The sequence below is a fragment of the Romboutsia sp. 1001216sp1 genome, assembly GCF_039841805.1.
Classification (GTDB): Bacteria; Bacillota; Clostridia; order Peptostreptococcales; family Peptostreptococcaceae; genus Romboutsia_C; species Romboutsia_C hominis.
In genome coordinates this window covers 1-17151 of the sequence record NZ_JBDPHA010000009.1, presented here as the reverse complement: position 1 = coordinate 17151, position 17151 = coordinate 1, and the positions used below count along the sequence as shown (strand labels likewise).

Genomic DNA, 17151 nt, shown 5'->3' with positions numbered 1-17151 from the left:
TTAATAGCTGAGAATACATTATACTATATACAAGGAGGATATGATGAATTCTATAGAATTAAAAAGTAGAGCAAAAATTAATCTATCTATAGATGTGCTAGGAAAAAGAGACGACGGGTACCATCTAGTAGAAATGATAATGCAGACAATTGACTTGTATGATGTTATAAAGATAAAGCAATTAGATACAAATGACGTCGTTATAAAGAGTAATAGTAGCCATATACCACTAGATAATGACAATATAGTATACAAAGCTATTGAACTTTTAAGGCAAAGATTCAATATAAATAAAGGGATTGAGGTATTTATAGAGAAAAATATACCTGTAGCAGCAGGTATGGCAGGTGGGAGTTCAAATGCAGCAGCAATATTAGTTGGACTTAACAAACTATGGAAATTAAATTTAACAGAGCAAGAGTTACAGGAGCTAGGTTTAAAGTTAGGAGCAGATGTTCCATACTGTATTTCTGGGAAAACTGCATTAGCAGAAGGAATTGGAGAAAAACTTAGTTACATAAAAGGGCTGCCTAAAAATATAAGTATACTTATATGTAAGCCTAACCTATTTGTGTCTACAAAAGATGTATATCAAGGTTTAGACTTAAATAATATAGAAAATAGACCTAATAATAAACTTTTAATTGAGTGTCTAGAAAAAGGGGATATAGATTCCTTATCAAAAAATATGTCAAATGTATTAGAAAATGTAACTAGTAAAATTCATAAGGAAATAAATGAGATAGAAGAAATAATGATGGCTAATAGTGCTTTAGGTTCTATGATGAGTGGTAGTGGACCTACAGTATTTGGATTATTTGATAAATCTGAAAATGCACTAAAGTGTAAAGACATACTATTACAGCAATATTCTCAAGTATATGTTGTAAGCAGTAGTGAAAAAGGAGTTGAAATTTGTGGATAACTTAACTAAATTAAATCTAGATGATTATAAGCCACTAAGAGATGTAGTATTTGAAAATCTTAGAGAAGCAATAGTAGAAGGAAAGTTAAATCCAGGACAAAGATTAATGGAGGTTCAGCTAGCAGAACAGTTAGGCGTAAGTAGAACTCCAGTTAGAGAAGCTATAAGAAAACTTGAGTTAGAAGGGCTTGTTGTTATGTTACCTAGAAAAGGTGCTTATGTAGCTAATATGTCATTAAAAGATATAATAGACGTATTAGAAATAAGAGCAACACTAGAAGGGTTAGCATCATCTTTAGCAGCAGAAAGAATAAATCCAGAAAATATAAAAGAACTTGAAAAAATAGCGAAAGAATTTGAAGAAAGTGCTAAAAGCTCAGATGTTGATGCCCTTCTTAAAAAAGATGTAGAATTTCATGAGTGTATATTTAAATCAACTAACAATAAAAAACTTCATCAGTTGATAAATTCTTTATGGGAGCAAGTATACAGATTTAGAGAGACATACATAGCTGATTATGAAACAGTGAAAAATATAATAGATGAACATAAAGCTATTGTAGATGCAATAAAAAAGGGAGATAATGAACTTGCTAAGAAATATGCTAAAGAGCATATTGAAAAAGCAGAAAACTTTATGATAGAAAGAACAGTGAATAATAAAGAAATTTAAAAGAAGGTAAAACCTTCTTTTTTTATTGTAACAAAATAAAAAAATTTCTATTTTTTATAAACAAATTAAAAATAGAATTCTTATGTATGATATAAAGTAATTTAAAATTCAAATGCAAAAGTATAAAAAAGTGCAGATTGGATATACTCAAAATAGAAATATTTTGAGGGGGAAATAATTATGAATAAGATAAGGATAAGATTGATAATATTAGTATTAAGTCTTATAGGCGTTATAAGCCTAATGACACTAACTATAAATGGAGAGGTCAAAAATATAAATTCATTATCAGAAAATTATAAAGATAAGTTAATTAGATTTCATGTTATAGCAAATAGTGATTCAGATGAAGATCAAGAACTAAAGCTAAAAGTAAGGGATGCGGTTATTGAGTATCTTCAACCTAAACTATCAAAATCAAAAAATATAAGCCAAAGTGAAGAAATAATAAAGAATGAATATGACCAAATAGAAAAAATAAGTGAGAATATTATAAAAGAAAATGGATATACTTATGACATAAAGGTAGGGATAGAATATAGTAATTTTCCAACTAAGCAATATTCAAGTGTAGTTCTTCCAGCAGGGGAATATAAGGCTTTGAAGATAGTTATCGGAGAGGGAACAGGCAAAAATTGGTGGTGCGTAATGTTTCCACCTTTATGTTTTATAGATGAAGAAAATGGAGTTATAGATAAGGCTACAGATGAAAAGTTAAAGGAAGTATTAACTGAAGAAGAATACAATTTAATAACTCATAAAACTAAAGAAGAAGTTAGTAGAGTAGAAGTTAAATTTAAAATAGCAGAAATCATAGATTCAATATTAAAAAACTAAAGGAGTGACATAAGAATGGGCAGGTGCTATAAATCTATAGTATCGTTAATTATTTTATTCTACATGTTGTTATGTACGAATGTGGTACTAGCAGAAGGAAAAGATTTAGGAACAAGTGAAGTACCTACTGTAGAAGAAGGTATTACCAAAAAACAAGAAAAGGAAGTTTTAAACATAACAAATGATGAGCTTTTATTGTTATCTAGATTAGTGTCAGGAGAAGCCAGAGGAGAATCTTATGAGGGTCAGGTAGCAGTAGCGGCAGTTGTTATAAATAGAGTAAAAGATCCTAGATTTCCAAATACAATAAGAGATGTTATATATCAGAAAAATGCTTTTTCTGTTGTAAATGATGGTTCAATAAAAATGGATCCAACAGAAAGTGCATATAAAGCAGCAAGAGAAGCTTTATATGGAACCGATCCAACTAACGAATCTATATATTTTTGGAATCCAGATATAGCCACTTGCAAGTGGATAAAAACTTTGAGTCCTCATATGAGAATAGGGAACCATGTGTTTGCAAAATAATAGTGAAAATTGATGAAAAATGCGCAAAAAGGAGCTTGGCTCCTTTATTTTTTTGTTATAATGGACTATAATAATCATTTAGATAGTAAAATGCATATAATATTTGAATTAGAAAATAAACCAGAAAGGTGAGATTGTTAATGAGCAAACTTAATGTGGCTTTAATATTTGGTGGAAAATCAGGAGAGCATGAAGTTTCTTTATCTTCAACTGCTTCAATATATAAACATATAGATAAAAATAAATACAATGTATTCACAATAGGGATAACTAAAGATGGAAGATGGATGTATTATGAAGGTAGTGAAGAAAACATAAAAAATGGACAATGGGAGAATTTGGCTAATAAAAATGTTGAAATAAACCTTATACCTGTTGGAAATAGAGAAGTAGGTATAAAATTTGAAGATGGAAGATTTGAAAAGATAGACGTATTATTCCCAGTTTTACATGGACCATATGGAGAAGATGGTAAAATACAAGGATTATTTGAGATAAGCCAAATACCATATGTTGGTTGTGGTGTTTTAGCTTCAAGCGTTGGTATGGATAAACTTGTATGTAAAAAAGTATTCTCTCAAATGGGATTACCCCAAGTAAATTATACTTATACAACTAAAATAGTATTTAACAATAACACAGAAGAAGAACTAAACAAAATAGAAAGAGAGCTAGATTATCCTGTATTTGTAAAACCTGCTAATTTAGGTTCAAGTGTTGGTATATCTAAAGCAACAAATAGAAAAGAACTTTTAAATGGAATAAATGAAGCTTTAAAATTCGATTCAAGAATAGTTTTAGAGCAAGGTGTAGATGCAAGAGAAATAGAAGTTTCTGTTTTAGGAAATGAAGAAGTTAAGGCTTCTATAGCAGGAGAAATAAAGCCAGCTAAAGATTTCTATGATTATGAGGATAAATATATAAACGGAGCATCTACTTATGAAATACCAGCTAAAATAAGTGATGCAGATATGGAAAATATAAGAAAGATGGCAGTAGATGCATTTAAAGGAATAGATGGTAAAGGACTTTCAAGAGTAGACTTCTTTATAGACAGAAAGTCAGGAGAAATATTCATAAATGAAATAAACACATTACCAGGGTTTACTAATATAAGTATGTATCCTAAAATGTGGGAAGTAACAGGATTAGAATATTCTAATCTAATAGATAAATTAATAGAGTTAGCAATAGACTCTAAGAAGTAAAGCAGGTGTTTATGATGAGTGATAGACCTATAGGGGTATTTGATTCTGGATTAGGTGGATTAACAGTCTTAAAAGAAATAATGAAAATCTTACCTAATGAAAATATAATCTACTTTGGGGATACAGCAAGGGTTCCCTATGGTCCTAGATCAAAGGATACAGTAATGAAATATACCTTCCAAGCAATAAACTTTTTAATATCTAAAGGTGTAAAAGCTATTGTTATAGCTTGTAATACAGCTACTGCTAGATGCTTAAAAGAGGCTAATGAAAAATATGATATACCCATAATAGGTGTTATAGAAGCAGGAGCTAGAACAGCTGCATATTCTACAAAAAATAAAATAGTAGGTGTTATTGGAACAGAAGGTACGGTACGTTCTAAAGCTTATAATGCAGAAATAGCTAAAATAGATAAAGATATAAAGATAATAGATAAGGCTTGCAATTTATTTGTGCCAATAGTAGAGGAAGGTTGGGCAAATACAGAAATAGCTAGACTAACAGCTGAAAAATATTTAGAAGAGCTAGTTAATGAAGGGATAGACTCTTTAGTGCTAGGATGCACTCACTACCCAATATTAAAGAGAACTATTGGAGAATATGTTGGAGAAAATATTAAATTAGTGAATCCAGCTAAAGAAACTGCTATGGATTTGAAAAAAGTACTAGAAGAAGAAGATATATTAAGAAAAGATGGTAATGAAAGAGTATATTATGAATACTATGTCTCTGATATACCTGAAAAATTCGCTAGTATAGCCACAGAGTTTATAAAAAGAGATATAGATAATGTAAATCATGTTGAAATACAAAAGTACTAATCAACAAATATAAACTTTAGATATTATCTAAAGTTTATATTTGTTTTAGGAGGAAAAAGAAGTGAATGCTAAAATAAATATAGTTACAACACAATATGAAAAGAAAAGAGTACTAGATACTATTAGACAACAGGCTGATGCAAACATATACTATAAAAATGAAGATTTATATGTAGTTTATAAGGAAGTGGAAATGGATAAACCAACTACAACAACTATTAAAATATCTGATAATAAGGTTAGTATAAAGAAGTTCGGTGAAGTAAATTCTACTATGAATTTTGAAAAGGGAGTTGTAAATGAAAGTAAATATAGAACTCCACAAGGTTTATTTATAATAGAGACTAAAACAAGAGATTTAAAAATAGATAAAAAAGCAGAAAACTGCATAAAATTAAATATAGATTATGACATAAATATAATGGATTTGTTTAACGGTAGAAATAAAATAGATATTTTGTTAGAAATTAAAGAATAATAGAAATATATAAATTTTATAAAGGTAGTTAAAGTACTACCTTTTATTTAATTTATTTGGTATTATAATAACTATACTAAACTTTGAATGTTTTAAAAAACGTACAAGGGTTTATAGTTTTTTTATAGAAACTTTATACATAAAAAGTTACTAAAAACTAGATGTAAGAGGTATTAATATATGATATTTGAAAAAGTACTAAGTACTATAAATAAATATAAGCTAATAGAAAATGGAGATAAAATAGTTTTAGGACTTTCTGGGGGACCAGACTCTGTTTGTCTATTACATATACTTTATAGACTAAAAGAAAAACTAGATATCGAAGTATATGCAGCTCATTTAAATCACCAAATAAGAGGTATAGAAGCACAAAAAGATGCACTATATATAACTCAACTTTGTGAAAATTTAGGAGTAACATCCTTTGTTAAATCTATAGATGTACCTAAGTACTGTAAAGAAAATGGTTTATCTGTAGAAGAAGGTGCAAGAAAACTTAGATATGAAATGTTTGAAGAAATAAAGCAAAAGACAAAATCTAATAAGATAGCTATAGGTCATAACTTAAATGATCAAGCAGAAACTATACTTATGAGAATAATGAGAGGGACTGGACTTCAAGGATTAAGAGGAATAGAATATATAAGAGACAACAATATAATAAGACCTATATTAGATATAGATAGAAAAGATATAGAAGCTTATTGTGAAGAATACGAATTAAATCCAAGAATAGATCATACAAATCTAGAAACTATATACACCAGAAATAAAATAAGATTAGAACTTATACCATATATGAAGGATAATTTTAATCCAAATGTAATAGAATCTATAGTAAGAATGAGTAATAGTTTAAAAACTGACAGCGATTATATCCAAGAAGAATCAGAAATTAAATTTAAAGAAGTTTCCAATTTACAAGAAGATGCCTGCGAAATAGATATACAAAAGTATTCAGAACTTCATGATGCTATCAAGGTAAGGGTATTAAGAAAAGGTATAAAACATATACTTGGAGATACTAACTTTGTAGACCAAAAGCATATAGAAGACATTATGCAATTAGAAGATAATAAAAAGATAGATAAAATGATAACCCTTCCAAGGGGGATATTTGCATATAGAAGAAAAAATACTATACTATTAATTAATAAAGAAATAGTTAACGAAACTATAGAGTTTTGTTATAATTTACCTAGTAACGGTTTTATTAAAGTAAAAGAACTTAATTTAGTTTTAGAAACTCAAACAATGAATATAGATAGATATAAGAGTATGAAACTAGATAAGAAATCTAAAGGTTTTGATTTTGATAAAGTAAAAGGGGGTATAGTAGTAAGAAGTAGAAAAGAAGGCGATAAGATAAAGCTTTCAGCAGGAAGCAAAAAAATAAAAGACTTATTTATAGATTTAAAAATACCTAGAGAAGAAAGATGCAATGTACCTATAATAGTAGATGAGCAAGGTATCTTATGTGTAGGTGATTATAAAAATAGTGAAAATTACAAAATAGACAATAGTACAAAGGAAGTCTTAAAGATTACCTTTAAGAAAATATAGAATAAAACGATATAGGAAAGGAGGACTTCTTTTGAATAAATTTTTCAAGGGAATAGGTTTCTACCTACTAATATTTATAATCATAGTAGGAATAGTACAGTTTTCAGGAAAACCTACTGAAAAGATAGAAAATATGCAGTTCTCTAAGGTATATAGAGAATTAGAAAAAGGAAATGTATCAAGAATACATTTTGTTGATGGGACTGCAGTAGAAGGAACTATAAAAAACTCTAACGTAAAGTTTAGGTCATATGTTCCAAAAGAAGTAATGGGAGATAAATTAGCTGATGAAATCTTAAGTCAAGCTATGGAAGGTAAATTAGTGTTTGGTGGAGAGCCAAGACCATCAACTCCTTGGTTTGTAGAAATGTTACCGACATTATTATTAATATTCTTCATGGTAATAATATGGTTTGTCTTCATGAATCAGTCTCAAGGCGGAGGCGGAAAGGTTATGAACTTCGGTAAGTCAAAAGCCAAAGTTCATAAAGATGACGAAAAAACTAGAGTTACATTTAAAGATGTAGCAGGTTTAAATGAAGAAAAAGAAGATTTACAAGAAGTTGTAGACTTCTTGAAAAACCCTAAAAAGTATATTGATTTAGGAGCAAGAATACCAAAAGGTATACTTATGGTAGGTCCTCCGGGTACAGGTAAGACTTACTTATCAAGAGCAGTTGCAGGAGAAGCAGGAGTTCCATTCTTTAGTATAAGTGGTTCTGACTTCGTTGAAATGTTTGTTGGGGTAGGGGCATCTAGAGTTAGAGACCTATTTGAACAAGCTAAAAAGAATGCACCAGCTATAATATTTATAGACGAAATAGATGCTGTTGGTAGAAAAAGAGGAGCAGGTCTTGGTGGAGGTCATGATGAGAGAGAACAAACACTTAACCAACTTCTAGTTGAAATGGATGGTTTTGGTGTTAATCAAGGAATCATAATAATGGCTGCAACTAATAGACCAGATATACTTGATCCAGCATTACTTAGACCAGGAAGATTTGATAGACAGGTAGTTGTAGGAGCACCAGATGTTAAAGGTAGAGAAGCTATATTTAAGGTTCATTCTAAGAATAAGCCATTAGCAGATGATGTTAATATTGAAGTTTTAGCTAAGAGAACACCTGGATTTACTCCAGCAGATATAGAGAACTTAATGAATGAGGCTGCTATATTAACAGCTAGAAAAAGAGAAAAGAAAATCCAAATGGAAACAATAGAAGAAGCTATAACAAAAGTTATAGCAGGTGTTGCTAAGAAATCTAGAGTAATAAGTGAACCTGAAAGAAGACTTACAGCATATCATGAAGCAGGTCATGCCGTTTGTGCGCACGTACTTGAACATGTAAGTCCAGTTCATCAAGTTACAATAGTACCAAGAGGAAGAGCAGGAGGATTTACTATGCAACTTCCTGTTGAAGATAAATTCTACGCAACAAAGAATGAAATGAAAGAAAATATAGTTGTCTTACTAGGTGGTAGAGTTGCTGAAGAATTAGTTTTAGATGATATATCTACAGGAGCATCAAATGACTTAGAAAGAGTAGCATCTACAGCTAGAAGTATGGTTACTAAATATGGAATGAGTTCAAAGCTTGGACCTATGGCATTTGGTGATCAAGAGGATGAGGTATTCCTAGGAAATAGCTTCAATTCTAAAAAGAATTACTCAGAAGAAATAGCTTATGAAATAGATAAGGAAGTAAGCAGAATAGTTGATGAAGCTTATGCTAGAACTAAAAAATTACTACAAGATAATATGGATAGTTTAGAGTATATAGCTCAAGCATTATTAGTACATGAAACTTTAGATGCAGAGCAATTTATAAAAGCTTTTGATAAAGAATTGCCTTTAGAAAATAATGAATCTAAAGTTGATACAACTGCTATAACAACAGAAGAGTTTGAAGTAAAACATAATAACCTAGAAAATACTACAAATGAAGACACTACTCAAAATGATATAGATAACAAGTAGTATAAGAAAGAACCTTGATTAATCAAGGTTCTTTTTTATACTATAAATCTATAATGTATTTAGTATATTAATAAAATATAAAATTAAAGCTAATAGAGTAGGTTATAAATCTTTTTATAATGAATGGTGATATTTTTGTTCTTATTGAATAGATAAAGCTTTAGAGTGTTAAATAAATAGTTATTTTGTTAGAATACTAATTAATGTAATGTTGATTAAAAATAAATTAAAATTAAAAGTTATTTGAAATGTGAAAATATTAATAGATAATGTATAATTAGTTATAAATTAAAAAAGTAATACGGTTGTATAAAGTTTTTATAGATAGAGGTGAAGGATGAGAAAGAAGATAATACAAGAAATATTAGATAATAAAAGTAAATTTATTTCAGGGGAAGAATTATCTAAAAAATTAGGAATATCTAGAGCAGCTGTTTGGAAACATATAAAATCTCTTAGAGAAGAGGGATATAATATTGAATCAGTAAACAAGAAAGGATATAGATTGATAGAAAAGCCTGATGATTTACTTACTTATGATAATATATACCATAATCTACATACTAAAATTTTAGGTAAGAAAATTATTCATTTCGACACAATTGATTCTACAAATGATTATGCTAAGAAGATAGGTAATGAAGAGTCTGAAGGTGCAGTTATTATAAGCGAAGAGCAAACAAAAGGTAGAGGTAGGCTAGGTAGGAATTGGCATTCTAATTCATATGAAGGAATATGGATGAGTATAATACTTAAACCAAATATAGTTCCATATAAGGCACCATTCATAACATTAATAGCAGGAGCAAGTATAGTGGAAGCTTTAAATAAGCTAGGTGTAAATGCTAAAATCAAATGGCCAAACGACATTATATTAAATGAAAAAAAAATATGTGGAATATTAACTGAACTATCCGCAGAAATAGAAAGAATTAATCATATTGTCTTAGGTATTGGAATAAATGTAAAAACTATGGAGTTTTCCCAGGAAATATGTGATGTAGCTACATCTCTATATAAGGAAAATTATATTGTATCTAGAGTCGATATAGTAAGGAATATATTATTAGAATTTGAAAGTCTGTATCTAGAGTATATAAATAATAATTCAAAAGAAAAAGTTTTAGATATTTGTAGAAGACATTCAGCTATAATTGGAAAGGAAATATACACCATAAGAGGCGAAGAAAAAGAATTAGTTAGATGTTTAGATATAAATGAAGAGGGAAATTTAATTATAAAGAGAAATGATGGTTCTATTAAAGAGATTATATCAGGAGAGATTTCTATAAGGGGGATTAAAGGATATGTATAATAATATTTTAGATGTAAAAGGCATAAAAGTAGGTCAAGTTCAAGATACTGAAGGGTTAACAGGATGCACTGTTGTTATATGTGAAGAAGGTGCTACGTGTGGAGTAGACGTTAGAGGTTCAGCGCCTGGTACAAGAGAAACTGATTTATTAGATCCTATAAATATGATACAAAAAGTACATGCAGTTGTTCTGTCTGGTGGCTCTGCATTTGGATTAGAATCTACATGTGGAGTAAGCAAATACTTGGAAGAACATAATATAGGGTTTGATGTTGGAGTAGCTAAAGTACCTATAGTAGTTGGAGCTGTATTATTTGATTTAATAGTAGGGGATCCAAAATGTAGACCAAATATAGATATGGGGTATAAGGCTTGTGAAGCTGCCACAGATAAAGAGTTAAGACAAGGTAATTATGGTGCAGGATGTGGAGCTACAGTAGGAAAGATAAGAGGGCCAGAATACTGTATGAAAGGTGGAATAGGAAGCTATTCTATAAAACTAGAAAATGGATTAGTTGTATCTGCATTAGTCGCTGTAAATGCTTTTGGAGATGTGTATGAAGATGGGAAATTAATAGCTGGGGTTTTAGATGATAGCAAAAAGAAAAATCTTAGCACTTATGATATTTTGAAAGAAGGATTCTCAAAAGGTGGATTTAGCATAGATAACACTACTATAGGGGTAGTTGTTACTAATGCTAAGCTGGATAAATCAGGGTGCAAGAAAGTATCTCAAGTGGCACATAATGGTTATGCAAAATCTATATTCCCTATACATACACCTCATGATGGAGATACAATTTTCACAATGGCTACAGGGGAAATAGAGTCAGATATAACTTTAGTTAGTTCTATAGCTACAGAGGTTGTAGAAAAAAGTGTAATAAATGCAATAAAAAATGCAAATTCTATAAAGAATATACCTTCATATAAAGAAATAATAGGAAACTAAGAATTGTTGACAATGTTATTTCCTATTGATACAATTATTCTTGTTACAGCTGGCATCCTTGAGATATAGGAGCCTGACTTGATATCAAGGGAATTAAAAAAACTAAATAATTTAAGAAGTCCGGCATCTTTATGAGCTGGAACGGAGGTGTATTTTATGAACGTGCAAACAAAAGCTACAAAAAATGTGAACGTAAGAAAGATGGCTATAATAGGTGTGCTTTCCGCAGTATCTATTATGATGTCAATGATACCAGGGATAGGGTATATACCTATAGGACCCACTAATGCAACTATAATGCATGTACCTGTTATCATAGGTTCAATTATAGAAGGTCCTATAGTTGGAGCTACAGTAGGGTTTATATTTGGTCTGACTAGCCTTATAAAGGCATTGACTCAACCTACGATAACATCTTTCGCATTTATTAATCCACTAGTGTCTATACTTCCAAGAGTGTTGATAGGAATACTAGCGTATTATATATATGAATTCGCCATGAAGTTAACTAAAAAAGCATCTATATCAGGATTATTAGCCGGAGGATTAGGTTCTATAATAAACACAGCAGGTGTTTTAGGCATGATTTATATCTTATATGGAGCTAGGTTTGCTGAAGTAAGTGGGGCAAGTGCTTCTACTGCAGGAACATTTATATTTACTCTTGCAGCAACAAATGGTATACCTGAAGCGATAATTGGAGCTTTAGTAGTATCACCTGTTATAATGGCCCTAAAAAAAGTCATCAAAAGGTAGAAAGAAGGTTAATAATAAATGCTTTTAGTATTTGATGTTGGAAATACCAATATGGTTTTAGGTATATATAAAGAAAAACAGTTAATAAAAGACTGGAGAATAAACACAGACAAAGAAAAGACGTCTGATGAATATGGAATGTTAATAAGTAACTTATTTAAATTTGATAATATAGATATAAATGAAATAGAGGATATAATAATATCTTCAGTTGTACCAAATGTAATGCATTCTCTTGAAAATTTTTGTATAAAATACTGTAACATAAATCCTAAGATAGTTGGTCCTGGGATAAAAACAGGATTGAATATAAAATACGACAATCCTAAGCAAGTAGGGGCAGATAGAATTGTAAATGCTGTTGCTGGTATAGAAAAGTACAAATATCCACTTATAATAGTTGATTTTGGAACAGCTACAACATTCTGTGCTATATCTGATAAAGGTGAATACCTAGGAGGTACTATAGCTCCAGGGATAAAGATATCAAGTGAAGCTTTATTCCAAAGAGCATCAAAACTTCCTAGAGTTGAACTTATAAAACCAGGAACTACAGTATGCAAAAATACTGTATCAGCTATGCAAGCTGGAATAGTTTATGGATATGTGGGATTAGTTGATAAGATAATAGAAATGATGAAAAAAGAACTTGATTATGAAAACATAAAAGTTGTTGCTACAGGAGGATTATCAACTCTTATAGCATCAGAAACAGATTCTATAGACTATGTAGATAAATACTTAACTTTAGAAGGATTAAGATTAATATACGAGAAGAACAAAGAATAGAGGGAATTGGGTTATTTGCCCAATTCTTTTTTTGAATAAATCAATTTCAAAATATGTATCTAAATTATGAATTTTGTGATAATGAATTAATTTATGGATATATATAAATAATAAAAATACATCATATAGGAGGAGACAAATGATAAAAATAGGAAATTTAGAGCTTGAAAATAAAGTCTTTTTATCGCCAATGGCTGGTGTAACAGACTTACCATTTAGGCTTATATGTAAAGAACAAAACTGTGGAATGCTTTATACAGAAATGATAAATGCTAAGGCATTATGTTATGATGATGAGAATACTAAAAAAATGCTTAAAATAGAAGATGCAGAGCATCCAGTAGCAGTTCAAATATTTGGTTCAGACCCAGAGTTTATGGGAAGAGCTGCTCAAATAATGAATGAATACCCAAATGAAGTATTAGATATAAATATGGGATGTCCAGCGCCTAAAGTTGTTAAAAATGGTGATGGATCAGCTCTTATGAAAAATCCTAAGCTCGCTGAAGAAGTTTTAAAGGCCGTAGTTAAAAATTCAGATAAGCCAGTAACTTTAAAAATAAGAAAAGGTTGGGACGACAATAGCATAAATGCAGTGGAGATAGCTAAAATAGCAGAAGCTTGTGGGATAAGTGCTTTAGCTATACATGGTAGAACTAGAGAACAATATTATTCTGGAAAAGCAGATTGGGATATAATAGGTGAAATAAAGAAAAATATAAGTATACCTGTCATAGGAAATGGAGATGTATTTACAGTAGAAGATGCTAGAAATATATTAGACAAAACAAATTGTGATGCTATAATGATAGGTAGAGGGGCTCAAGGTAACCCATGGATATTCAAGAGAATAAATCATTACATGCAAACTGGTGAGATATTACCAGAGCCAACATTAGAAGAAAAGATAAACACTTCTATTAAACATTTAGATTTAGCGGTAAAAGAGCATGGAGAATATGTTGCTGTAAGAGAAATGAGAAAGCATATAGGTTGGTACCTAAAAGGACTTAAAAACTCTGCTAGAGTTAGAGATGAAATAAATAAGATAGAAAGCCATGAAGAAGTAGTATCTAAGCTACGTGAGTATATGGAAGACTGCTTGACATTGAAATAAGAGTAACTTATAATATAGCGCATAAATTAAAAATGTATATTTTGAGCAAAATTTAAAAATTGGGCTTATGCCCAAATACATAGTGAAGGAGTTGTAGGGGTCATGGAAGATAAGAAAGAAATACTGTTAACTCAAGAAGGATTCGATAAGTTAGAGGAAGAAGTAGAGTTTTTAAAAACTGTAAGAAGAAGAGAAGTTGCTGATAGAATAAAGGTAGCTATATCTTTTGGAGATATATCTGAAAACTCTGAGTATGATGAAGCTAAGAATGAGCAAGCTCAAGTTGAAGAGAGAATAATGAAGTTAGAAAGTATGATAAGAAGAGCTGTTATCATAGATGAAAGTCAAATAGATGTTAATGTTGTTACTATAGGTTCAATAGTTAAAGTAAACGATGTTGAATTTGATGAAGAAGTTGAATATACAATAGTAGGTTCAGCAGAAGCAGACCCATATGAAGGAAGAATATCAAATGAATCTCCTGTAGGAAAAGCTCTTTTAGGAAGAACTATAGGAGATGTTGTAGAAGTACAAGTACCAGACGGAGTTGCTAAGTTTGAAATATTAGAAATAAAAAGATAATATGGGAGGTAAAACAAATGAATAATGATCAAACTCAAGAAGAACTTAGTGAAGTTCTTCAAATAAGAAGAGATAAGTTAGCTAAGCTACAAGAAATGGGAAGAGATCCTTTCCACCAAAGTAGATATGACAGAACTACTAACTCTATGGAAATAAAAAATAACTTTGAAGAATTTGAAGGAAAAGTAGTTAGAATAGCTGGACGTATAATGAGTAAGAGACTTCAAGGTAAAGCAGGATTCATCGATATACAAGATCAAGATGGAAGAATACAATGCTACGTTAGACTTGATAGAATAGGTGAAGAAGAGTATGCTATATTCTCTACATATGATATAGGAGATATAATAGGGCTTGAAGGTGAAGTATTCAAGACTAAAAAAGAAGAAATCTCTGTAAAAGCAAATGAAGTTGTTTTATTATCTAAATCACTTCAAATATTACCAGAAAAATATCATGGATTAAAAGACCAAGATTTAAGATATAGACAAAGATATGTTGACTTAATAGTTAACCCAGAAGTTAAAGATGCTTTTTTAACTAGAACTAAAGCATTAAAAGCTTTAAGATCTTTCTTAGATGAAAGAGGATTCTTAGAAGTTGAAACACCAATATTAAATACTATAGCTGGTGGGGCTAATGCTAGACCTTTCATAACTCATCATAATACACTAGATATACCTATGTACATGAGAATTGCCAATGAGTTATACTTAAAGAGACTTATAGTTGGTGGATTTGATAAAGTATACGAAATGGGTAGAATGTTTAGAAATGAAGGTATGTCTATAAAGCATAACCCAGAGTATACTGCTATAGAATTATACCAAGCTTATGCAGATTACACAGATATGATGGATATAACTGAAAATGTTATAGCTTATATGGCTGAAGCTGCTACAGGAAGTATGAAGGTAAATTATCAAGGAACTGAAATAGACTTCACTCCTCCATGGAGAAGAATGACTATGGAAGACTGTGTTAAAGAATATACTGGTGTAGATTTCTCAAAAATAGACACAGATGAAGAAGCTTTAGCAGTTGCTAAAGAAAAAGGAATAGAAATAACTCCTGGAATGAGAAGAGGAGAAGTTATAAATGCAATGTTCGAAGAATTTGGAGAAGATAAGTTAATCCAACCTACATTTATAACTCACCATCCAGTTGAAGTATCTCCACTTGCTAAGAGAAATGTAGAAGATCCAAGAAAAACAGATAGATTCGAAGCATTTGCAAATAAGTGGGAATTAGCTAACGCATTCTCTGAGTTAAATGATCCAATAGATCAAAAAGAAAGATTTATGGACCAATTAAGAAAGAAAGAATTAGGAGATGACGAAGCTTGTGATATGGATGAAGATTTCGTAAATGCTCTAGAAGTAGGTCTTCCTCCAACTGGTGGATTAGGAATAGGTATAGATAGAGTTATGATGTTATTAACAAATTCTCCATCTATAAGAGACGTAATTTTATTCCCAACAATGAAACCAATAGATAACTCTACAAGCAACAAAGCAGACCAAGAATAGATTATGAATAAAAACCCTATAAAATAGCTTTTAAAAGCTATTTTATAGGGTTTTTATTTTGATTTAATGATAATTAAGGTTTAAATATAATATAGCGCTTACAACTAGAAGTAATGTATTTTAAGCGTTAAAAATCTTATTTACTATGCAAAAAATTGATAAAAGATTAAATAATAAAATATAATTTTTAGCAAGAATCATTAAAAAAATATACAAAATAGTGAAGAATATAGTATCCCAATGGGAGAAAGGATATTAAAAAAATAAAAAATGAAGATATATAGATTAATTTTTATAAAGGAAAGCTTAATAAAAATATAGAAAAATACATAAAATTAAGTTTAGGGGGAAATAGTATGTTTGGGGTTATGAATTGGATATGTTTAATATGTGTTAGTTTATTAGTTGGAGAAATTATGATTTATTTTTGCAAAGATGTAATAAAAATTTTAGATTTAAGTAAAAATAAAAAAGCTAGAAGTGTTGAAATTACTAAAGCTAGAGAACAAGTAAATATATATGAAACTAAGATAGCAAAATAAAATTAAAAAAAGTTTTGAAAAAGTGTTGACGTTATAAAAATAAGGTGGTATAGTATTACTTGTCCTTAAGAAAAAGGCAAAACGAAAAACACAAAATAAAGTGTAAATAAGAACTTTGAAAATTAAACAGTAGGTTAATTTATAATAACTGATTCTTAAAAGAATCGAAAACAAACCAAGCCAGATATTCAGATAATGATAGTCTGAGCAGGTAACAACTTTTATTTGAGAGTTTGATCCTGGCTCAGGATGAACGCTGGCGGCGTGCCTAACACATGCAAGTCGAGCGATTTACTTCGGTAAAGAGCGGCGGACGGGTGAGTAACGCGTGGGTAACCTGCCCTGTACACACGGATAACATACCGAAAGGTATGCTAATACGAGATAACATGAGAGAGTCGCATGGCTTTCTTATCAAAGCTTTTGCGGTACAGGATGGACCCGCGTCTGATTAGCTAGTTGGTAAGGTAACGGCTTACCAAGGCGACGATCAGTAGCCGACCTGAGAGGGTGATCGGCCACATTGGAACTGAGACACGGTCCAAACTC

Annotated in this window: 17 protein-coding genes and 1 rRNA gene; all 18 read left to right on the top strand. The window is 30.3% G+C overall.

Annotation, left to right across the window (positions count from 1 at the left end):
• Positions 1-43 precede the first annotated feature (43 nt).
• On the top strand, positions 44-925 hold the full coding sequence (gene ispE, locus ABHC41_RS09880; RefSeq protein WP_271893766.1) for a 4-(cytidine 5'-diphospho)-2-C-methyl-D-erythritol kinase: 882 nt from the start codon (positions 44-46) through the stop codon (positions 923-925).
• Entirely contained in the window at positions 918-1598 is a 681-nt protein-coding gene (locus ABHC41_RS09875; protein WP_092921534.1) for a GntR family transcriptional regulator, read from the top strand. The genes ispE and ABHC41_RS09875 overlap by 8 nt, the downstream gene beginning before the upstream one ends.
• Before the next feature lie 180 nt (positions 1599-1778).
• Entirely contained in the window at positions 1779-2435 is a 657-nt protein-coding gene (gene spoIIR / locus ABHC41_RS09870) for a stage II sporulation protein R (RefSeq protein WP_092921532.1), read from the top strand.
• A gap of 15 nt (positions 2436-2450) precedes the next feature.
• The gene (locus ABHC41_RS09865; protein WP_166506122.1) at positions 2451-2966 is read left to right on the top strand and encodes a cell wall hydrolase; all 516 of its coding nucleotides are present in this window, start codon (positions 2451-2453) and stop codon (positions 2964-2966) included.
• A gap of 140 nt (positions 2967-3106) precedes the next feature.
• Positions 3107-4174 carry a D-alanine--D-alanine ligase family protein gene (locus tag ABHC41_RS09860; protein WP_092921530.1) on the top strand — a complete coding sequence of 356 codons (1068 nt, stop codon included), beginning with the start codon at positions 3107-3109 and terminating at the stop codon, positions 4172-4174.
• Positions 4175-4188: 14 nt separating this feature from the next.
• On the top strand, positions 4189-4998 hold the full coding sequence (gene murI / locus ABHC41_RS09855) for a glutamate racemase (RefSeq protein ID WP_195238427.1): 810 nt from the start codon (positions 4189-4191) through the stop codon (positions 4996-4998).
• Between the two features lie 61 nt (positions 4999-5059).
• Positions 5060-5476: a DUF1934 domain-containing protein gene (locus ABHC41_RS09850; RefSeq protein WP_092921526.1), complete on the top strand. Its 417-nt coding sequence runs from the start codon at positions 5060-5062 to the stop codon at positions 5474-5476.
• A gap of 180 nt (positions 5477-5656) precedes the next feature.
• The gene (gene tilS, locus ABHC41_RS09845; protein WP_195238355.1) at positions 5657-7042 is read left to right on the top strand and encodes a tRNA lysidine(34) synthetase TilS; all 1386 of its coding nucleotides are present in this window, start codon (positions 5657-5659) and stop codon (positions 7040-7042) included.
• Positions 7043-7073: 31 nt separating this feature from the next.
• On the top strand, positions 7074-9020 hold the full coding sequence (ftsH, locus tag ABHC41_RS09840) for an ATP-dependent zinc metalloprotease FtsH (protein ID WP_195238352.1): 1947 nt from the start codon (positions 7074-7076) through the stop codon (positions 9018-9020).
• A gap of 337 nt (positions 9021-9357) precedes the next feature.
• Positions 9358-10335 (top strand): biotin--[acetyl-CoA-carboxylase] ligase, encoded by a 978-nt coding sequence (locus tag ABHC41_RS09835; RefSeq protein WP_195238350.1) that lies wholly within the window; start codon positions 9358-9360, stop codon positions 10333-10335.
• On the top strand, positions 10328-11287 hold the full coding sequence (locus ABHC41_RS09830) for a P1 family peptidase (protein ID WP_271893773.1): 960 nt from the start codon (positions 10328-10330) through the stop codon (positions 11285-11287). Before ABHC41_RS09835 ends, ABHC41_RS09830 begins: the two co-directional genes overlap by 8 nt.
• Positions 11288-11443: 156 nt before the next feature.
• Positions 11444-12043 (top strand): ECF transporter S component, encoded by a 600-nt coding sequence (locus ABHC41_RS09825; protein ID WP_242977260.1) that lies wholly within the window; start codon positions 11444-11446, stop codon positions 12041-12043.
• 18 nt (positions 12044-12061) lie between these two features.
• The gene (locus tag ABHC41_RS09820; RefSeq protein ID WP_092921516.1) at positions 12062-12832 is read left to right on the top strand and encodes a type III pantothenate kinase; all 771 of its coding nucleotides are present in this window, start codon (positions 12062-12064) and stop codon (positions 12830-12832) included.
• A gap of 142 nt (positions 12833-12974) precedes the next feature.
• A complete protein-coding gene (dusB, locus tag ABHC41_RS09815) occupies positions 12975-13949 on the top strand; it encodes a tRNA dihydrouridine synthase DusB (protein ID WP_092921722.1) in 975 nt (324 codons plus the stop codon).
• Positions 13950-14051: 102 nt separating this feature from the next.
• Positions 14052-14531 (top strand): transcription elongation factor GreA, encoded by a 480-nt coding sequence (gene greA, locus ABHC41_RS09810; protein WP_092921514.1) that lies wholly within the window; start codon positions 14052-14054, stop codon positions 14529-14531.
• 17 nt (positions 14532-14548) lie between these two features.
• Positions 14549-16060, top strand: a complete 1512-nt coding sequence (gene lysS / locus ABHC41_RS09805; protein WP_271893777.1) for a lysine--tRNA ligase — start codon at positions 14549-14551, stop codon at positions 16058-16060.
• A gap of 356 nt (positions 16061-16416) precedes the next feature.
• Positions 16417-16602 carry a hypothetical protein gene (locus ABHC41_RS09800; RefSeq protein ID WP_092921510.1) on the top strand — a complete coding sequence of 62 codons (186 nt, stop codon included), beginning with the start codon at positions 16417-16419 and terminating at the stop codon, positions 16600-16602.
• A gap of 221 nt (positions 16603-16823) precedes the next feature.
• Positions 16824-17151 (top strand): 16S ribosomal RNA (locus tag ABHC41_RS09795); the annotation flags it as partial.

What these genes read in the sequence shown, in the direction of transcription:
- ispE (WP_271893766.1), top strand. Translation starts at nt 44, where the DNA reads ATGAATTCTATAGAATTAAAAAGTAGAGCAAAAATTAATCTATCTATA.
- spoIIR (WP_092921532.1), top strand. Translation starts at nt 1,779, where the DNA reads ATGAATAAGATAAGGATAAGATTGATAATATTAGTATTAAGTCTTATA.
- ABHC41_RS09865 (WP_166506122.1), top strand. Translation starts at nt 2,451, where the DNA reads ATGGGCAGGTGCTATAAATCTATAGTATCGTTAATTATTTTATTCTAC.
- ABHC41_RS09860 (WP_092921530.1), top strand. Translation starts at nt 3,107, where the DNA reads ATGAGCAAACTTAATGTGGCTTTAATATTTGGTGGAAAATCAGGAGAG.
- murI (WP_195238427.1), top strand. Translation starts at nt 4,189, where the DNA reads ATGAGTGATAGACCTATAGGGGTATTTGATTCTGGATTAGGTGGATTA.
- tilS (WP_195238355.1), top strand. Translation starts at nt 5,657, where the DNA reads ATGATATTTGAAAAAGTACTAAGTACTATAAATAAATATAAGCTAATA.
- ABHC41_RS09835 (WP_195238350.1), top strand. Translation starts at nt 9,358, where the DNA reads ATGAGAAAGAAGATAATACAAGAAATATTAGATAATAAAAGTAAATTT.
- ABHC41_RS09830 (WP_271893773.1), top strand. Translation starts at nt 10,328, where the DNA reads ATGTATAATAATATTTTAGATGTAAAAGGCATAAAAGTAGGTCAAGTT.
- ABHC41_RS09825 (WP_242977260.1), top strand. Translation starts at nt 11,444, where the DNA reads ATGAACGTGCAAACAAAAGCTACAAAAAATGTGAACGTAAGAAAGATG.
- ABHC41_RS09820 (WP_092921516.1), top strand. Translation starts at nt 12,062, where the DNA reads ATGCTTTTAGTATTTGATGTTGGAAATACCAATATGGTTTTAGGTATA.
- greA (WP_092921514.1), top strand. Translation starts at nt 14,052, where the DNA reads ATGGAAGATAAGAAAGAAATACTGTTAACTCAAGAAGGATTCGATAAG.
- lysS (WP_271893777.1), top strand. Translation starts at nt 14,549, where the DNA reads ATGAATAATGATCAAACTCAAGAAGAACTTAGTGAAGTTCTTCAAATA.
- ABHC41_RS09800 (WP_092921510.1), top strand. Translation starts at nt 16,417, where the DNA reads ATGTTTGGGGTTATGAATTGGATATGTTTAATATGTGTTAGTTTATTA.